This window comes from Salirhabdus sp. Marseille-P4669 (assembly GCF_900240405.1).
Lineage (GTDB): Bacteria > Bacillota > Bacilli > Bacillales > Alkalibacillaceae > OEQK01.
In genome coordinates, this window is record NZ_OEQK01000005.1 from 54,772 (window position 1) to 69,161 (window position 14,390).

General features: G+C 37.0%; 12 protein-coding genes. All 12 read left to right on the forward strand.

All coding sequences use genetic code 11. From position 1 onward, the window contains the following. Positions 1-66 precede the first annotated feature (66 nt). Positions 67-789, forward strand: coding sequence for a UMP kinase (gene pyrH, locus C1A05_RS10775; protein WP_102028246.1), 723 nt, complete (start codon positions 67-69; stop codon positions 787-789). Between the two features lies 1 nt (position 790). Continuing rightward, complete coding sequence (gene frr, locus C1A05_RS10780; protein WP_102028247.1) at positions 791-1,345, forward strand: ribosome recycling factor; 555 nt, start codon at positions 791-793, stop codon at positions 1,343-1,345. 130 nt (positions 1,346-1,475) lie between these two features. Next, a complete protein-coding gene (locus tag C1A05_RS10785) occupies positions 1,476-2,237 on the forward strand; it encodes an isoprenyl transferase (RefSeq protein ID WP_102028248.1) in 762 nt (253 codons plus the stop codon). A gap of 15 nt (positions 2,238-2,252) precedes the next feature. Next, positions 2,253-3,050: a phosphatidate cytidylyltransferase gene (locus C1A05_RS10790; RefSeq protein ID WP_102028249.1), complete on the forward strand. Its 798-nt coding sequence runs from the start codon at positions 2,253-2,255 to the stop codon at positions 3,048-3,050. 23 nt (positions 3,051-3,073) lie between these two features. Next, positions 3,074-4,222 carry a 1-deoxy-D-xylulose-5-phosphate reductoisomerase gene (gene dxr, locus C1A05_RS10795; RefSeq protein WP_102028250.1) on the forward strand — a complete coding sequence of 383 codons (1,149 nt, stop codon included), beginning with the start codon at positions 3,074-3,076 and terminating at the stop codon, positions 4,220-4,222. Positions 4,223-4,237: 15 nt separating this feature from the next. After that, positions 4,238-5,497: an RIP metalloprotease RseP gene (gene rseP / locus C1A05_RS10800; protein ID WP_102028251.1), complete on the forward strand. Its 1,260-nt coding sequence runs from the start codon at positions 4,238-4,240 to the stop codon at positions 5,495-5,497. A 26-nt stretch (positions 5,498-5,523) separates the two neighbouring features. Further along, positions 5,524-7,227: a proline--tRNA ligase gene (locus C1A05_RS10805; protein WP_102028252.1), complete on the forward strand. Its 1,704-nt coding sequence runs from the start codon at positions 5,524-5,526 to the stop codon at positions 7,225-7,227. 298 nt (positions 7,228-7,525) lie between these two features. Beyond that, positions 7,526-11,818: a PolC-type DNA polymerase III gene (locus C1A05_RS10810; protein WP_102028253.1), complete on the forward strand. Its 4,293-nt coding sequence runs from the start codon at positions 7,526-7,528 to the stop codon at positions 11,816-11,818. A 335-nt stretch (positions 11,819-12,153) separates the two neighbouring features. Next, positions 12,154-12,624: a ribosome maturation factor RimP gene (gene rimP / locus C1A05_RS10815; protein WP_102028254.1), complete on the forward strand. Its 471-nt coding sequence runs from the start codon at positions 12,154-12,156 to the stop codon at positions 12,622-12,624. 63 nt (positions 12,625-12,687) lie between these two features. Beyond that, positions 12,688-13,794, forward strand: coding sequence for a transcription termination factor NusA (gene nusA, locus C1A05_RS10820; RefSeq protein ID WP_102028255.1), 1,107 nt, complete (start codon positions 12,688-12,690; stop codon positions 13,792-13,794). A gap of 8 nt (positions 13,795-13,802) precedes the next feature. Beyond that, positions 13,803-14,081 (forward strand): RNase P modulator RnpM, encoded by a 279-nt coding sequence (rnpM, locus tag C1A05_RS10825; RefSeq protein ID WP_102028256.1) that lies wholly within the window; start codon positions 13,803-13,805, stop codon positions 14,079-14,081. Continuing rightward, the gene (locus C1A05_RS10830; protein ID WP_102028257.1) at positions 14,074-14,388 is read left to right on the forward strand and encodes a YlxQ family RNA-binding protein; all 315 of its coding nucleotides are present in this window, start codon (positions 14,074-14,076) and stop codon (positions 14,386-14,388) included. Before rnpM ends, C1A05_RS10830 begins: the two co-directional genes overlap by 8 nt. The last annotated feature ends 2 nt before the right edge of the window (positions 14,389-14,390 follow it).

Here is a 14,390-nt window from a genome sequence, read left to right on the forward strand (position 1 = left end):
ACTTTGTGTTCCCTTTTTATCCACATTTAGTCAATACATACTCGTCATAAAAATTTGGAGGTTACTATGTCAACAACCCAATATAAAAGAATTGTGTTAAAATTAAGTGGTGAAGCATTAAGTGGAAAAGCTGGATATGGAATTGATCCAACGATTATTAAATCAATCGCAAACCAAGTAAAAGATGTCGCTGAATTAGGCGTAGAAATAGCAATCGTGGTTGGTGGAGGTAACATTTGGCGCGGAAAAGTTGGAAGTGAAATGGGAATGGACCGCGCAAACGCTGATTATATGGGTATGTTAGCAACTGTTATGAATTCCTTAGCACTTCAAGATAGCTTAGAGAACCTCGGGATTCCAACTAGAGTACAAACATCTATTGAAATGCGTCAAGTTGCAGAACCGTATATTAGACGACGCGCAATGAGACATCTAGAAAAGAAACGTGTTGTCATTTTTGCTGCAGGAACAGGAAACCCATATTTCTCTACCGATACTACAGCTGCTTTACGTGCCGCTGAAGTAGAAGCTGAAGTAATTTTAATGGCAAAAAATAATGTTGACGGTGTATACAACGCCGATCCAAAGATTGACAAAAACGCTACAAAATATGAAGAGCTTACCTATTTAGACATTTTAAACGAAGGCCTAGGGGTAATGGATTCTACAGCTTCATCACTCTGTATGGATAACAATATCCCATTAATAGTATTCTCTATTACAGAGCAGGGTAATATTAAAAAGGTTGTAATGGGTGAAAATATTGGAACGATCGTGAGGGGGAAATAAAATGGATGCAATTATTAAGGAAACAAATGAAAAAATGGAAAAGTCAATTCAAGCTTATTCTCGACAACTAGCTACTGTACGAGCTGGTCGTGCGAATCCTGCATTGTTAGACAGTGTACAAGTAGAATATTATGGTGCCTTGACACCATTAAAACAATTAGCAACAGTATCAGCACCAGAACCACGTATGCTGTTGATTACACCATTTGATAAAACAGCGATTAATGACATGGAAAGAGCTATTTTAAAAGCTGATTTAGGTCTTACACCGTCCAATGACGGTAATGTTATCCGTATTAACATTCCGGCTTTAACAGAAGAGCGTCGTAAAGAGCTTGTTAAAGTTGTACGTAAATACGCTGAGGAAGCAAAAGTGGTTATACGTAACATTCGCCGTGATGCTAACGATGACTTGAAAAAATCGGAGAAAGATGGCGAACTAACAGAAGACGAACTACGCGGTTATCAAGATGATGTTCAAAAATCAACCGATAACTTTATTAGGAAAATCGATGACCTAACGAAAGAAAAAGAAGAAGAAGTACTATCTGTTTAATTACTAGGAGTAGTATGGACAATACTTTGATAACAGATCAATTGTTTTCTACCGGCTTTCGCTAACCATTGCGAAAGCCTTAAAGCTTTTAAAAGAAACGGGTACTAATCCTGACTGGAGGATTTTAATAATGGCTTTTCGGTTACCGTTTTTAAAAAATAATAGACAAGTAAATGATAGACTTTTAACTACGGAGAATTTACCAAAGCATGTTGCTATCATAATGGATGGAAATGGGCGATGGGCAAAGAAAAGAGGTTTGCCAAGAGTTGCTGGACACAAGGAAGGTATGAAAACCGTTAAGAAAATTGTGCGCAAAGCAGTAGAGCTACAAATCGAAGCTTTAACCCTATATGCGTTTTCAACAGAAAACTGGAAACGACCAAAGCCAGAAGTGGAAACGATTATGAAGCTCCCAAATGAATTTTTAAGTACCTATTTGCCTGAACTAATGGAGAATAATGTTCGGGTCCAAACGATTGGATATACGGAAGCACTTCCACAACATACACGTAACGCGATACATATTGCTATGGAAAAAACAGCAAATAACACAGGTCTAATTTTGAATTTTGCTATCAATTATGGCAGTAGAGCTGAAATTGTCGAAGCAGTGAAGCAAATAGCAACAGATGTAAAACAGAATAAAATCATGATTGATGACATTGATGAAGATTGTATAAGTGAGCATTTATTTACGAGGAAGATAAGCGATCCGGATTTATTAATTCGTACGAGTGGGGAAGTTCGATTGAGTAATTTCCTGTTATGGCAAAATGCTTACTCCGAGTTTTATTTTACTGACGTTTTATGGCCAGACTTTAATGAAGAAGAATTTGAAAAATCCCTCGCAGTTTATCAAAATAGAAAGAGACGATACGGGGGAATATAAGGTGTTGAATACATAATGAAACAACGAATTTTAACCGCTATAATAGCCTTACTATTGTTTATACCGATTGTTATTTATGGGGATTGGTTGTTTACGATAGCAGTATTTTTACTTGCAACCGTTGCTTTATTAGAACTCATTAAAATGAGAGACATTCCCTTATTTTCATTTCCTACCTTTTTCTCCGTACTTTTACTATGGACTATGTTATACGAAGACTTTTCGATTTCCATTACGGATACATTTAGTATAGATAAACAAGGACTTTTATTATTAGGTGTATTTGTGCTTATGGCCTATATTGTACTCGTTAAAAATAAGATTACTTTTGACCATATTAGCTTTTTAATTATGTCCCTTTTGTATGTGGGAATAGGTTTTTATTTTTTAATTGCCACAAGGGGTAGCGATACGGAAGGGCTATTGAATTTAGCTTTTGTTTTACTTGTTATTTGGGCTACAGATACAGGTGCTTATTTTATTGGACGAGCTTTTGGAAAAAGAAAGCTATGGCCTCATATTAGTCCGAAAAAAACGATTGAAGGGTCTATAGGTGGAATTGTGATTGCTGTTATTATTGCAGCAATTTATCAAGTATTAACAGAATTTCAAGCTTCTCTTATAGCTGTATTAGTTGTTACTGTTATTATCTCGATGGTAGCTCAAATTGGGGATTTAGTAGAGTCGGCAATTAAACGTAACTATAATATTAAAGATTCAGGTACCATTTTACCAGGACATGGTGGTATTTTAGACCGTTTTGATAGTTTAATTTTTGTTTTACCTGTTATTCATTTAATCCACTTTATTTGATTCGAGAAATAGGAGAGAAGAATATGCAAAACGTTACACTTCTAGGAGCAACAGGATCTATCGGTATTCAAACAATTGACGTAATTGAAGAACATCAAGAAGAATTTTCACTATTTGCGATTTCTTTTGGAAGAAATGTCGAGAAAGCTCTACCTATTATTTTGAAGTTTCAACCAAAATATATCGTTGTAGGTAGCGAGGATATAAAGCAAAGCGTACAGCAACAATTACGATATCATGCAACAGTATATGTAGGAATTGAAGGGATGAAGGAAATTGTTACCCATCCCGATGTAGATATTGTTGTAAATGCGGTACTTGGTAGTGTTGGTTTAGAACCGACAATAGACGCAATACGTGCGAAAAAAAGAATTGCTTTTGCAAACAAAGAGACGCTCGTTACAGCTGGCCATCTTGTGATGAAGGAAGCAAACAAGTATGGTGTGGAATTGCTACCAGTCGATAGTGAGCATGCAGCTATTCATCAATGTTTAAAAGGCGAAAGTAAGAAGGAAGCGAAACGGATTATTATAACTGCATCAGGTGGAAGTTTTCGAGATAAGACTAGAGAAGAACTTAAAAATGTTAGCTTAAAAGAAGCTTTACAACATCCCAATTGGTCTATGGGCGCTAAAATTACGATTGATTCAGCTACGATGATGAACAAAGGCTTAGAAGTAATTGAAGCACATTGGTTATTCAATATGCCGTATGACAAAATCGATGTATTACTTCATAAGGAAAGTGTCATTCACTCGATGGTAGAATTTCAAGATTTAAGTGTGATGGCTCAACTAGGTACACCGGATATGAGAATCCCAATTCAATATGCTCTAACGTATCCTTCTAGGTTTGCATTCCCGAAAGGAAAAGGGTTAAACTTAATGGAAATCGGAACATTGCATTTTGAAAAACTTAGTACGGAAAGATTTCCAGCGTTAAAAATGGCGTATGAGGCAGGTAGAGCAGGTGGAACTATGCCAACTGTACTAAATGCTGCCAATGAAGTTGCTGTCCAATTATTTTTAGATGGGAAAATTTCTTTCTTAACTATTGAAGATTTTATCCAAAAAGCTATGGATGAGCATACAATTATTAATAACCCTGAATTAGAAACAATTTTAGAGATAGACCAAGAAACTAGGAGACGGGTAAAATCTTATGTTAACTAAAGGTAGGTGCTTTGTTTGAATACCATCATTGCTTTTATTTTTATGTTTGGACTACTCGTATTTGTCCATGAACTTGGACATTTAATATTTGCAAAACGAGCTGGAATGCTAGCAAGAGAGTTTGCTATCGGCTTTGGACCAAAATTGTTTTCATTTAAAAAAAATGAAACGTTATATACGATTCGCTTAATTCCGGCAGGTGGTTACGTACGAGTGGCAGGGGAAGACCCAGAAATTATTGAACTAAAACCAGGTCATCATGTTGGATTAGAATTTAAAGAAAATGGCCTAGTAAATAAAATCATCGTTAATAATAAATCCAAACATCCAAATGCTCGAGTAATCGAAGTAGAGCGTGCGGATTTAGATCATGATTTAGTAATTGAAGGGTATGACGTGGACAGTGAGGAACGAGTGGTGTTCCAGGTTGATCCGAAAGCCGATTTTGTAATGGATGAAAAGGAAACACAAATTGCACCTTATGATAGACAATTTGCTTCTAAGTCTGTTCCGAAAAAGGCATTGCAAGTTTTCGCTGGTCCGTTAATGAACTTTTTATTAGCGATTATCATCTTTATTATTTTAGGCTTTATTCAAGGTGTTCCTGTCGATGAAGCTGAGCTTGGAAAGCTGACGCCAGGTGATCCTGCAGCCGAAGCTGGACTTAAGCAGGGAGATATTGTGGTTAAGGTTGATAATGAAGATGTGGATACATGGACAGATTTTGTACTAACTGTTCAGGAACATCCGAATGAAGAAATTGAGCTTACGATTGATCGAGATGGAGAAATCTTAACTGTTCCTTTAACACCAGAACAAGTGGAAGAACAAGGTGAGAAATTTGGTCGAATTGGCGTTATGCGACCATTTGAAAAATCTCCTGGTGAAGTTTTAACCTATGGTTTTACCCAAACATATGAATTATCAAAGTTTATTCTAACAAGTGTTGGTCAGTTAGTAACGGGTCAACTTTCCATTGATAATTTAGCAGGTCCAGTTGGAATTTATGACGCGACCGATGAGTTTGTGAAAAGCGGCCTATATAGCTTTTTAACTTGGACTGCAATGTTAAGCATTAACCTTGGTATTATTAATTTACTACCACTCCCAGCTTTGGATGGTGGTCGCTTACTATTCCTAGGAATTGAAGCTGTTCGAGGCAAACCATTAGAGCCTCAAAAAGAAGGTCTCGTTCACTTTATAGGGTTTGCGTTATTAATGTTATTAATGATTGTTGTTACTTGGAATGATATTCAACGCTTATTTATGCAATAGTAATGGAAGAATTGAGGTGTAGTAATTTGAGACAAAGTAATATGCTTTTGCCAACTTTAAGAGAAATACCATCTGATGCAGAAATAAAAAGTCACCAGCTTTTAGTTCGGGCTGGGTTTATTCGCCAAGTTGCATCTGGTTTATATAGTTTTCTACCAATTGGAAATCGTGTTCTTCGTAAAGTAGAACAGATTGTTCGTGAGGAAATGGATAATGCCGGTGCAAATGAAATGTTTATGCCAGCTCTACAACCAGCCGAACTTTGGCAGGAGACTGGTAGATGGAATACCTTTGGTCCGGAACTAATGCGTATGCATGACCGTCATATGCGAGAGTTTGCGTTAGGAGCAACACATGAAGAGGTTATTACAAGTATTATACGTGATGAAGTGAATAGTTATAAAAAATTGCCACTTGCCGTTTATCAAATTCAGTCCAAATTTAGAGATGAAAAGAGACCGCGATTTGGATTACTGCGTGGCAGAGAGTTTTTAATGAAAGATGCTTATTCGTTTCATGACTCTGCTGAAAGTCTAGATGACATGTATAATAAAATGTATACAGCTTACCAAAATATCTTTAGAAGATGCGGTTTAGACTTCCGTGCGGTTATTGCAGATTCTGGTGCTATGGGTGGAAAAGATACGCATGAATTCATGGTATTATCAGAAATTGGCGAAGATACAATTGCATATTCAGATACTTCCGATTATGCAGCAAATATTGAAATGGCGCCAGTTGTGATGAATTATGAGAAAAGCAGCGAAGAGCCAAAGGAACTGCAAAAAGTTGAGACACCTAATCAAAAAACAATGCAAGAAGTTGCTGACTTTTTAGGTCACACGTTAAAAGAGGGCTTAAAGTCCATCATGTTTAAAGTGGATGAAAAGTTTGTATTAGTTGTAACTCGTGGAGACCATGAAGTAAACGATGTGAAGCTGAAAAACTTATATGGAGCAAGCGTTGTGGAATTAGCTTCAGAAGAAGAAACGAAAGAAGTTATGAACGCTGGTTTCGGTTCCTTGGGTCCAGTTGGTGTAGGAGAAAATGTGGAAGTCGTTGCGGATACAGCAGTTCAATATGTAGTGAATGTATCTTGTGGGGCCAATGAAGATGGCTATCATTACATAAATGTAAATCCAGAACGTGATTTCAATGTTAGTCAATATGCAGACCTCCGTTTTATTATGGAAGGGGACCCATCTCCAGATGGACAAGGTTTCATTAAGTTTGCTAAGGGAATCGAAGTAGGACATGTATTCAAACTAGGGAAGTTCTACTCTGAAAAAATGAAAGCTTCGTACTTGGATCAAAACGGGAAAGCCAACACTATGATAATGGGCTGTTATGGAATTGGGGTATCCCGAACTGTTGCAGCTATTGTGGAGCAGTATAACGATGAGAATGGGATTACGTGGCCAAAAGCGGTTGCACCTTTCCATGTCCATTTATTAGCTTTAAATGTGAAAAAACAAGAGCAAAAAGAACTTGCGGATAACCTATATGAAACATTGAAAAAAGCAGGCATTGAAGTTTTATATGATGATCGACCTGAACGAGCAGGAGTAAAATTTGCTGACAGTGATTTAATTGGTATCCCATTACGAGTAACAGTTGGAAAACTTGCAGATCAAGGCATCGTAGAAGTAAAGGATCGTCAATCCGGAGAACAACAAGAAGTTCACGAAACGGAGATACTGAATTTTGTACAATCCTTTTTACAACCCTAAAACTATTAGATAATTAAAACATTAATTAAACCCTTGTCTATACTTACAGGCAAGGGTTTGTCGTGTTAAAATAAAGGGATACTCCATGCATTAGGTCCATTTCATTTGGGTAATGTGCTAAAACAATTTTGGAGTGTAAAATTCGTATTGGATAGTATTTAAGCATTAAGAATATAGATTCAATTGATTTTACTATTACGAATAGACCATTTCGTTGTAGAATAGATAGTAAAGAGAGTACGAAACGCTAAACGTTTAAGGGAGCGTTAGCAAAGTTTTCTTTAGGAGAGGATTATTGGTGAGTGTTTCAAATAGAGAAAAAATGCAAATTTTACTAGAACAAATACAACTTTCAGAGGAACTTGTATCTAAATACTTCTCTACTGCTTCGATTAAGAAACTTGCCGTATGGAAGCAAGAGAAAAAGTGGAAATTCACATTTGAAATCCCAGAGGTTTTACCTCCAGATGCATTTCAAGTGTTTCATGTAAAACTACGTGATGCATTTGCCCATATTGCTTCTGTTGATTTTATTTTTGAAACAGAAAATAAGCAATTTCATCCAGATTATTTAGCAGGATATTGGCAATGCTTCTTAAGTTCCATTCCTAGTCTTTCTCCTGCATATGTGAATATTTTGCAACAACAAACACCAAAGCTTGCCGGTCAAAAATTAAACATCGTAACACGCAATGAAGCTGAGGCTAGTAGCATAAAGAAGAGATTAGAGCAGCCATTGAAAGATTTTTGCTTGCAAATTGGTACAAATCCTTTTGTGATTGAGTGTGATGTAAAACAATCTGATGAAGATATGAAAAGATTTGTGGAACAACGAAAGCAAGAGGACCAATTATTTATTCAAAAAGCAGTGAAAGAAAAGGAAGAGCGAGCTAGAAAAGAAGCGGAAGAGGTACAAGAAGGTCCATTCATGCTAGGTTATCCAATCCAAGACGAACCAGTTCGAATGGAAGAAATCCTTGAAGAAGAACGTAGAATGACAATTCAAGGATACATCTTTAATGTGGAAATTCGTGAGCTTCGTTCAGGACGTCATTTATTAATGGCGAAGGTTACAGACTATACAAGCTCTTTACAATTTAAAATGTTCTCCAATGGGGACCAAGATACGGAAAAGTTTAAACAACTTAAAAAAGGTATGTGGGTAAAGGTAAGAGGTAGTGTACAAACGGATACTTTCTCTAATGAGTTAACGATGATGGCAAAAGATGTTAATGAAGTGAAAGTGGAAACAAGACAAGATTTGGCACCAGAAGATGAAAAGCGAGTGGAATTGCACGCACATACAATGATGAGCCAAATGGATGCTCCAGTTTCTGCTTCTCGATTAATTGAGAGAGCTGCTAAATGGGGCCACCCTGCAATTGCTATTACCGATCACGCTGTTGCTCAATCGTTCCCAGAAGCTTATGCTGCAGGGAAAAAACATGGAATAAAAATCCTTTATGGGGTTGAGGCGAATGTTGTAGATGATGGTGTGCCTATTGCATATAATCAACAAGACCGCTCTTTAGAAGAGGGAGAGTATGTTGTATTTGACGTCGAAACAACAGGGCTTTCCGCTATTTACGACACGATTATTGAATTAGCAGCAGTAAAAATAAAAAACGGAGAAATTATCGACCGCTTTGAGTCTTTTGCCAACCCGCATCATCCATTAAGCGATACAACTACAGAGCTAACTGGTATTACAGATGAGATGGTAAGGGATGCTCCTGAAGTTGATGAAGTACTAGAGAATTTCTATCAATGGATGGGGGATTCGATATTAGTTGCGCATAATGCGAGTTTTGATATGGGATTTTTAAATGCAGGATTAAAGAAAATTGGTAGAGCAGAAGCGGATAATCCTGTTATTGATACACTAGAATTGGCAAGATTTTTATTCCCGAATTTAAAGAATCACCGATTAAATACATTATGTAAGCATTTAAATATTGAATTAGTGCAGCATCACCGTGCTATTTACGATGCAGAAGCAACGGGATATCTTCTCTGGAAATTGATTAAAGATTGTTTGGAAAAAGGTATTGTGAATCATAATCAATTAAATGACAACATGGGAGAAGGGAATGCATATCAACGTTCCAGACCTTTTCATGTCATTTTACTGGCGAAGGATGCAGTTGGCCTTAAAAACCTGTACAAGCTTATTTCACACGCACATATCGACTACTTTTATCGGGTGCCGAGAATACCACGATCTATGCTACAAAAGCTAAGAGAAGGTATTATTGTAGGTTCAGGCTGTGATAAAGGGGAACTTTTCGAAACGATGATGCAAAAGTCTAAAGAAGAGGCTGAAAAAGTAGCAGCATTTTATGACTATATCGAAATCCAACCACCCGCTAATTATGAGCATTTAATTGAAAAGGAATTAGTAAGAGATCATCACGATTTAAAAGATATTATTAAAAACCTAGTAGAACTAGGTGAGAAGTTAGAGAAACCGGTTGTCGCTACTGGAAATACCCATTATGTTGATCAGCATGAAAAAATTTACCGTAAAATATTAATTGCATCACAGGCTGCAAATCCCCTAAATCGCCAATTGCAACCGGATGTTCATTTTAGAACAACAGATGAAATGCTAGAAGAATTTGCTTTTCTTGGAGAGGAAAAGGCAAAAGAAGTTGTTGTTCACAATACACAGCTTGTTTCAGATTGGATTGATGATGTCAAACCAATTAAAGAGGACTTGTATACACCGAACATCGATGGAGCAGAAGATGAAATTCGCCAGATGAGCTATGGGATGGCAAGAAGTATATATGGTGATGAAATTCCAGAAATAGTAGTAAAACGCCTGGATAAAGAATTAAACAGTATTATCGGTCATGGGTTTGCGGTTATTTACTTAATTTCTCATAAGCTTGTTAAAAAATCCTTAGATGATGGGTATCTTGTAGGTTCTCGTGGTTCGGTTGGTTCTTCATTGGTAGCAACAATGACAGAAATTACAGAGGTAAATCCACTTCCACCACATTACGTTTGTCCGGAATGTAAACATTCTGAATTCTTCACGGATGGCTCAATTGCATCTGGTTTTGACTTACCAGAAAAAGACTGCCCGAAATGTGGACATTCGTATAAGCGTGATGGGCAGGATATTCCGTTTGAAACGTTCTTAGGATTTAAAGGGGACAAAGTACCAGATATCGACTTAAACTTCTCTGGTGACTATCAACCGAGAGCTCATAACTATACAAAAGTTTTGTTCGGTGAAGACAATGTATATCGTGCCGGAACAATTGGTACTGTAGCTGAAAAAACAGCTTATGGTTATGTAAAGGGATATGGGTCTGATAATAATATTGTCTTTCGTGGCACAGAAGTGGATCGACTTGTACAAGGATGTACAGGGGTTAAAAGAACTACAGGACAACACCCTGGTGGTATTATCGTAGTACCTGACGACCGGGATATATATGATTTTACACCGATACAGTATCCAGCTGATGATAGAAATTCAGAATGGCGCACAACCCACTTTGATTTCCATTCCATTCACGATAACCTATTGAAGCTAGATATTCTTGGGCACGATGATCCGACCGTAATTCGTATGCTACAAGATTTGACTGGAATTGATCCAAAAGATGTACCAACATCAGACGAAGAAGTAATGAAAATCTTCTCGGGAACAGAATCAATTGGGGTTACCCCAGAACAAATTATGTGTAAAACGGGAACTTTAGGCGTTCCAGAGTTTGGTACTCGATTCGTTCGACAAATGTTAGAAGATACAAAACCATCTACCTTTGCCGAGTTAGTAATCATCTCAGGTTTATCACATGGTACGGATGTTTGGCTGGGAAATGCTCAGGAACTTATTAACCAAGGTATTTGTCAGCTGCCAGACGTAATTGGTTGTCGTGATGATATCATGGTGTATTTAATGCATAAAGGATTGGATGCATCACTAGCATTTAAAATCATGGAGTCTGTACGTAAAGGAAAAGGTCTTCAGGACGAATGGATTGTTGAAATGAAAAAGCATGATGTACCGGATTGGTATGTGGAGTCATGTAAAAAGATTAAATATATGTTCCCGAAAGCTCACGCTGCAGCATATGTATTAATGGCAATTCGGATAGCATATTTTAAAGTACACTACCCTATTTATTTCTATGCTGCATATTTTACCGTTCGTGCAAGTGATTATGAATTAGAAACGATGGTAAAAGGAAGCAATGCGATTCGAAAGCGAATTGAAGAAATAAACGCGAAAGGGAACGATGCGTCACCGAAAGAAAAAAGTTTATTAACCGTATTGGAAATTGCTTTAGAAATGTGTGAACGTGGATTCGCTTTCCAAAAGGTAGACTTGTATCGCTCCTCTGCAACAGAATTTATTGTGGATGGCAATACACTAATTCCGCCATTTAATGCAATAGATGGATTAGGTACAAACGCCGCTATCAACATCGTGAAGGCTCGTGAAGAAGGGGAGTTCCTATCCAAAGAGGATTTAAGAGAACGTAGTCGTATTTCAAAAACGGTATTGGAATATTTAGATTCACAAGGATGCTTAGAAGGACTACCGGAGGCTAATCAGCTGTCTTTATTCTAAAATCAGTTGTCAAGTACGAATCGTTAGGAAAAGATTTGCAATAAAGCTATATTTATGGTATATTTTTAATGGTTAAACAAAGGATACGTACTAAGAAGAGAGTGGGGAAACCCACTCTTTCGTTTTTATCTTATACTAAAAATCCTTTTTTGTTTGATGGGATAGATATAGCTTTAGCTCACTTTAACTACGTTATTCTGTCATTTTACAACGTTGTAACTAAAAAATGCCAATGGTGGCGTTTTGCTCATCTGTCTTACGTGTAATTCCCTGCTTCAAAGCGGGGAATTTTAACGTACATATACATCTTTTTAGGGCATAAAGGAGTGATGACTATGGGAAAAAAAGTAACCGAAATAACAGAAGAACTCGTAAAGCCTATCGTAAATGAGATGAATTTGGAGCTTGTTGATATCGAATTTGTAAAAGAGGGTAAAAACTGGTTCCTGCGCGTTTATGTAGATAAAGACGGTGGTATTGATATTGAAGAATGTGGTATCGTCAGTGAGCAATTGAGTGAAAAATTAGATGAAGTAGAACCCATTACAGATCCATATTATTTAGAGGTTTCTTCTCCAGGAGTAGAGCGACCGTTAAAAAACGAAGAAGCATTCGCAAAGAGCATCGGGAAGAATGTCTATGTTAAGCTCTATCAACCTATAGATGGTCTAAAGGAGTTCGAAGGCATCCTAACATCATTCGAAAATGGAGTTGCAGAATTAGAAGTAACAATCAAAACGAGGAAAAAGGTTGTTCCAATTCCTTACAATCAAATCGCAAAGGCAAGACTAGCTGTTAGTTTTTAAATGAAAATTATCGATGGAGGGTTCATAACATGAACTTTCCTACGTTCCAAAGGAGGATTTACGTTGAAAAGCGAGCTCTTTGATGCTATTCAATATTTAGAGAAGGAAAAAGGTATTGATAAGGATGTGTTAATAGACGCATTAGAAGCGGCATTAATATCTGCATATAAGAAGAATTTTAAGTCAAAAACAAATGTACGTGTCGAACTGAATGAAGAAAAAGGTACGATGCAAGTGCTGGCTCGTAAAAAAATAGTAGACGAAGTAGAAGATTCTCAGCAAGAAATTTCTATTGAGGAAGCTACTAAAATCGATCCGAATTATGAAGTAGGAGATATAGTAGAAATGGAAGTAACTCCTAAAGATTTTGGTAGAATTGCTGCTCAGGCTGCAAAACAAGTTGTTACACAAAGAGTTCGAGAAGCAGAACGCGGTGTTATTTTTAATGATTTTATTGACCGTGTAGAAGACGTAATGACAGGCATAATCCAAAGAAAAGATAATCGTTACATTTATGTTGATTTAGGGAAAGCGGAAGGTCGTCTTCCTTTAAATGAGCTAATGCCTAATGAAAATTACGAAGTTCATGAACGAATTAAAGTAATACTAACAAAAGTGGAAAGCACAAATAAGGGTCCACATATCTATGTTTCTCGCACTCATCCGAACCTTTTAAAACGTTTATTTGAGATGGAAGTACCTGAAATTTATGATGGAGTAGTAGAAATTAAATCGGTCGCTCGAGAAGCTGGTGATCGTTCCAAAATCTCTGTATATGCAGAAGACCCTGAAATTGATCCAGTTGGCTCTTGTGTAGGGCAGCGTGGGCAGAGAGTACAAGCAATTGTCAATGAACTGAATGGCGAAAAAATTGATATCGTGGAATGGTCTGAAGATCCAGTCGTGTATATTTCGAATGCACTAAGTCCGGCAAAAGTAATCACTGTACTTGTGGACGAGGAAGAAAAAGCTACTACTGTAGTAGTTCCAGACTATCAATTGTCCCTTGCAATCGGTAAGAAAGGTCAAAACGCAAGATTGGCTGCTAAATTAACTGGTTGGAAAATAGACATTAAGAGCGAATCAGATGCAATTGCCGATGGAACCATTGAAGAAAACAACCTAGATTTGGATGATTCTTATTCTGATTTGGACGAAATACCTGAATAAGGAGGTTCATTTCGATGGCAAAGAAAATACCATTACGTAAATGTGTTGTAACGAACGAAATGAAGCCTAAAAAGGAACTAATTCGTGTAGTTCGTAATAAAGAGGGAGAAGTTTTTGTTGACGTTACAGGTAAGAAAAATGGTAGAGGAGCTTACGTATCAAAAGATGCAGACGTAATTAAAAAAGCAGCTGCCAAGGATATCTTATCACACCATTTGAATACAAAAGTAGAACAGTCAGTATACGATGATTTACTGAAACACGTTGAAGGTGTTAAAGGTGAATAAATCATATTTAAACATGATCGGGTTAGCCTTCCGTGCTGGAAAATGTACTGTTGGAGAGGAATCTATAGTTAAAGACATTCAAAAGAAAAAAATAAAACTTTTACTACTAGCAAGTGATATTTCTGAAAACACAAAGAAAAAGTTAACTGATAAATGTCATTATTATAATATTCCTTACGTTTATGCCGAAAGTAGAGAAATTCTATCCCATGCAATAGGTAAAACGGGAAGAGTGGCTATTGGCATAACAGATATTGGATTTGCAAAAAAAATTACCTCGATACTCGATCAAAATAACCGGGGGTGAAC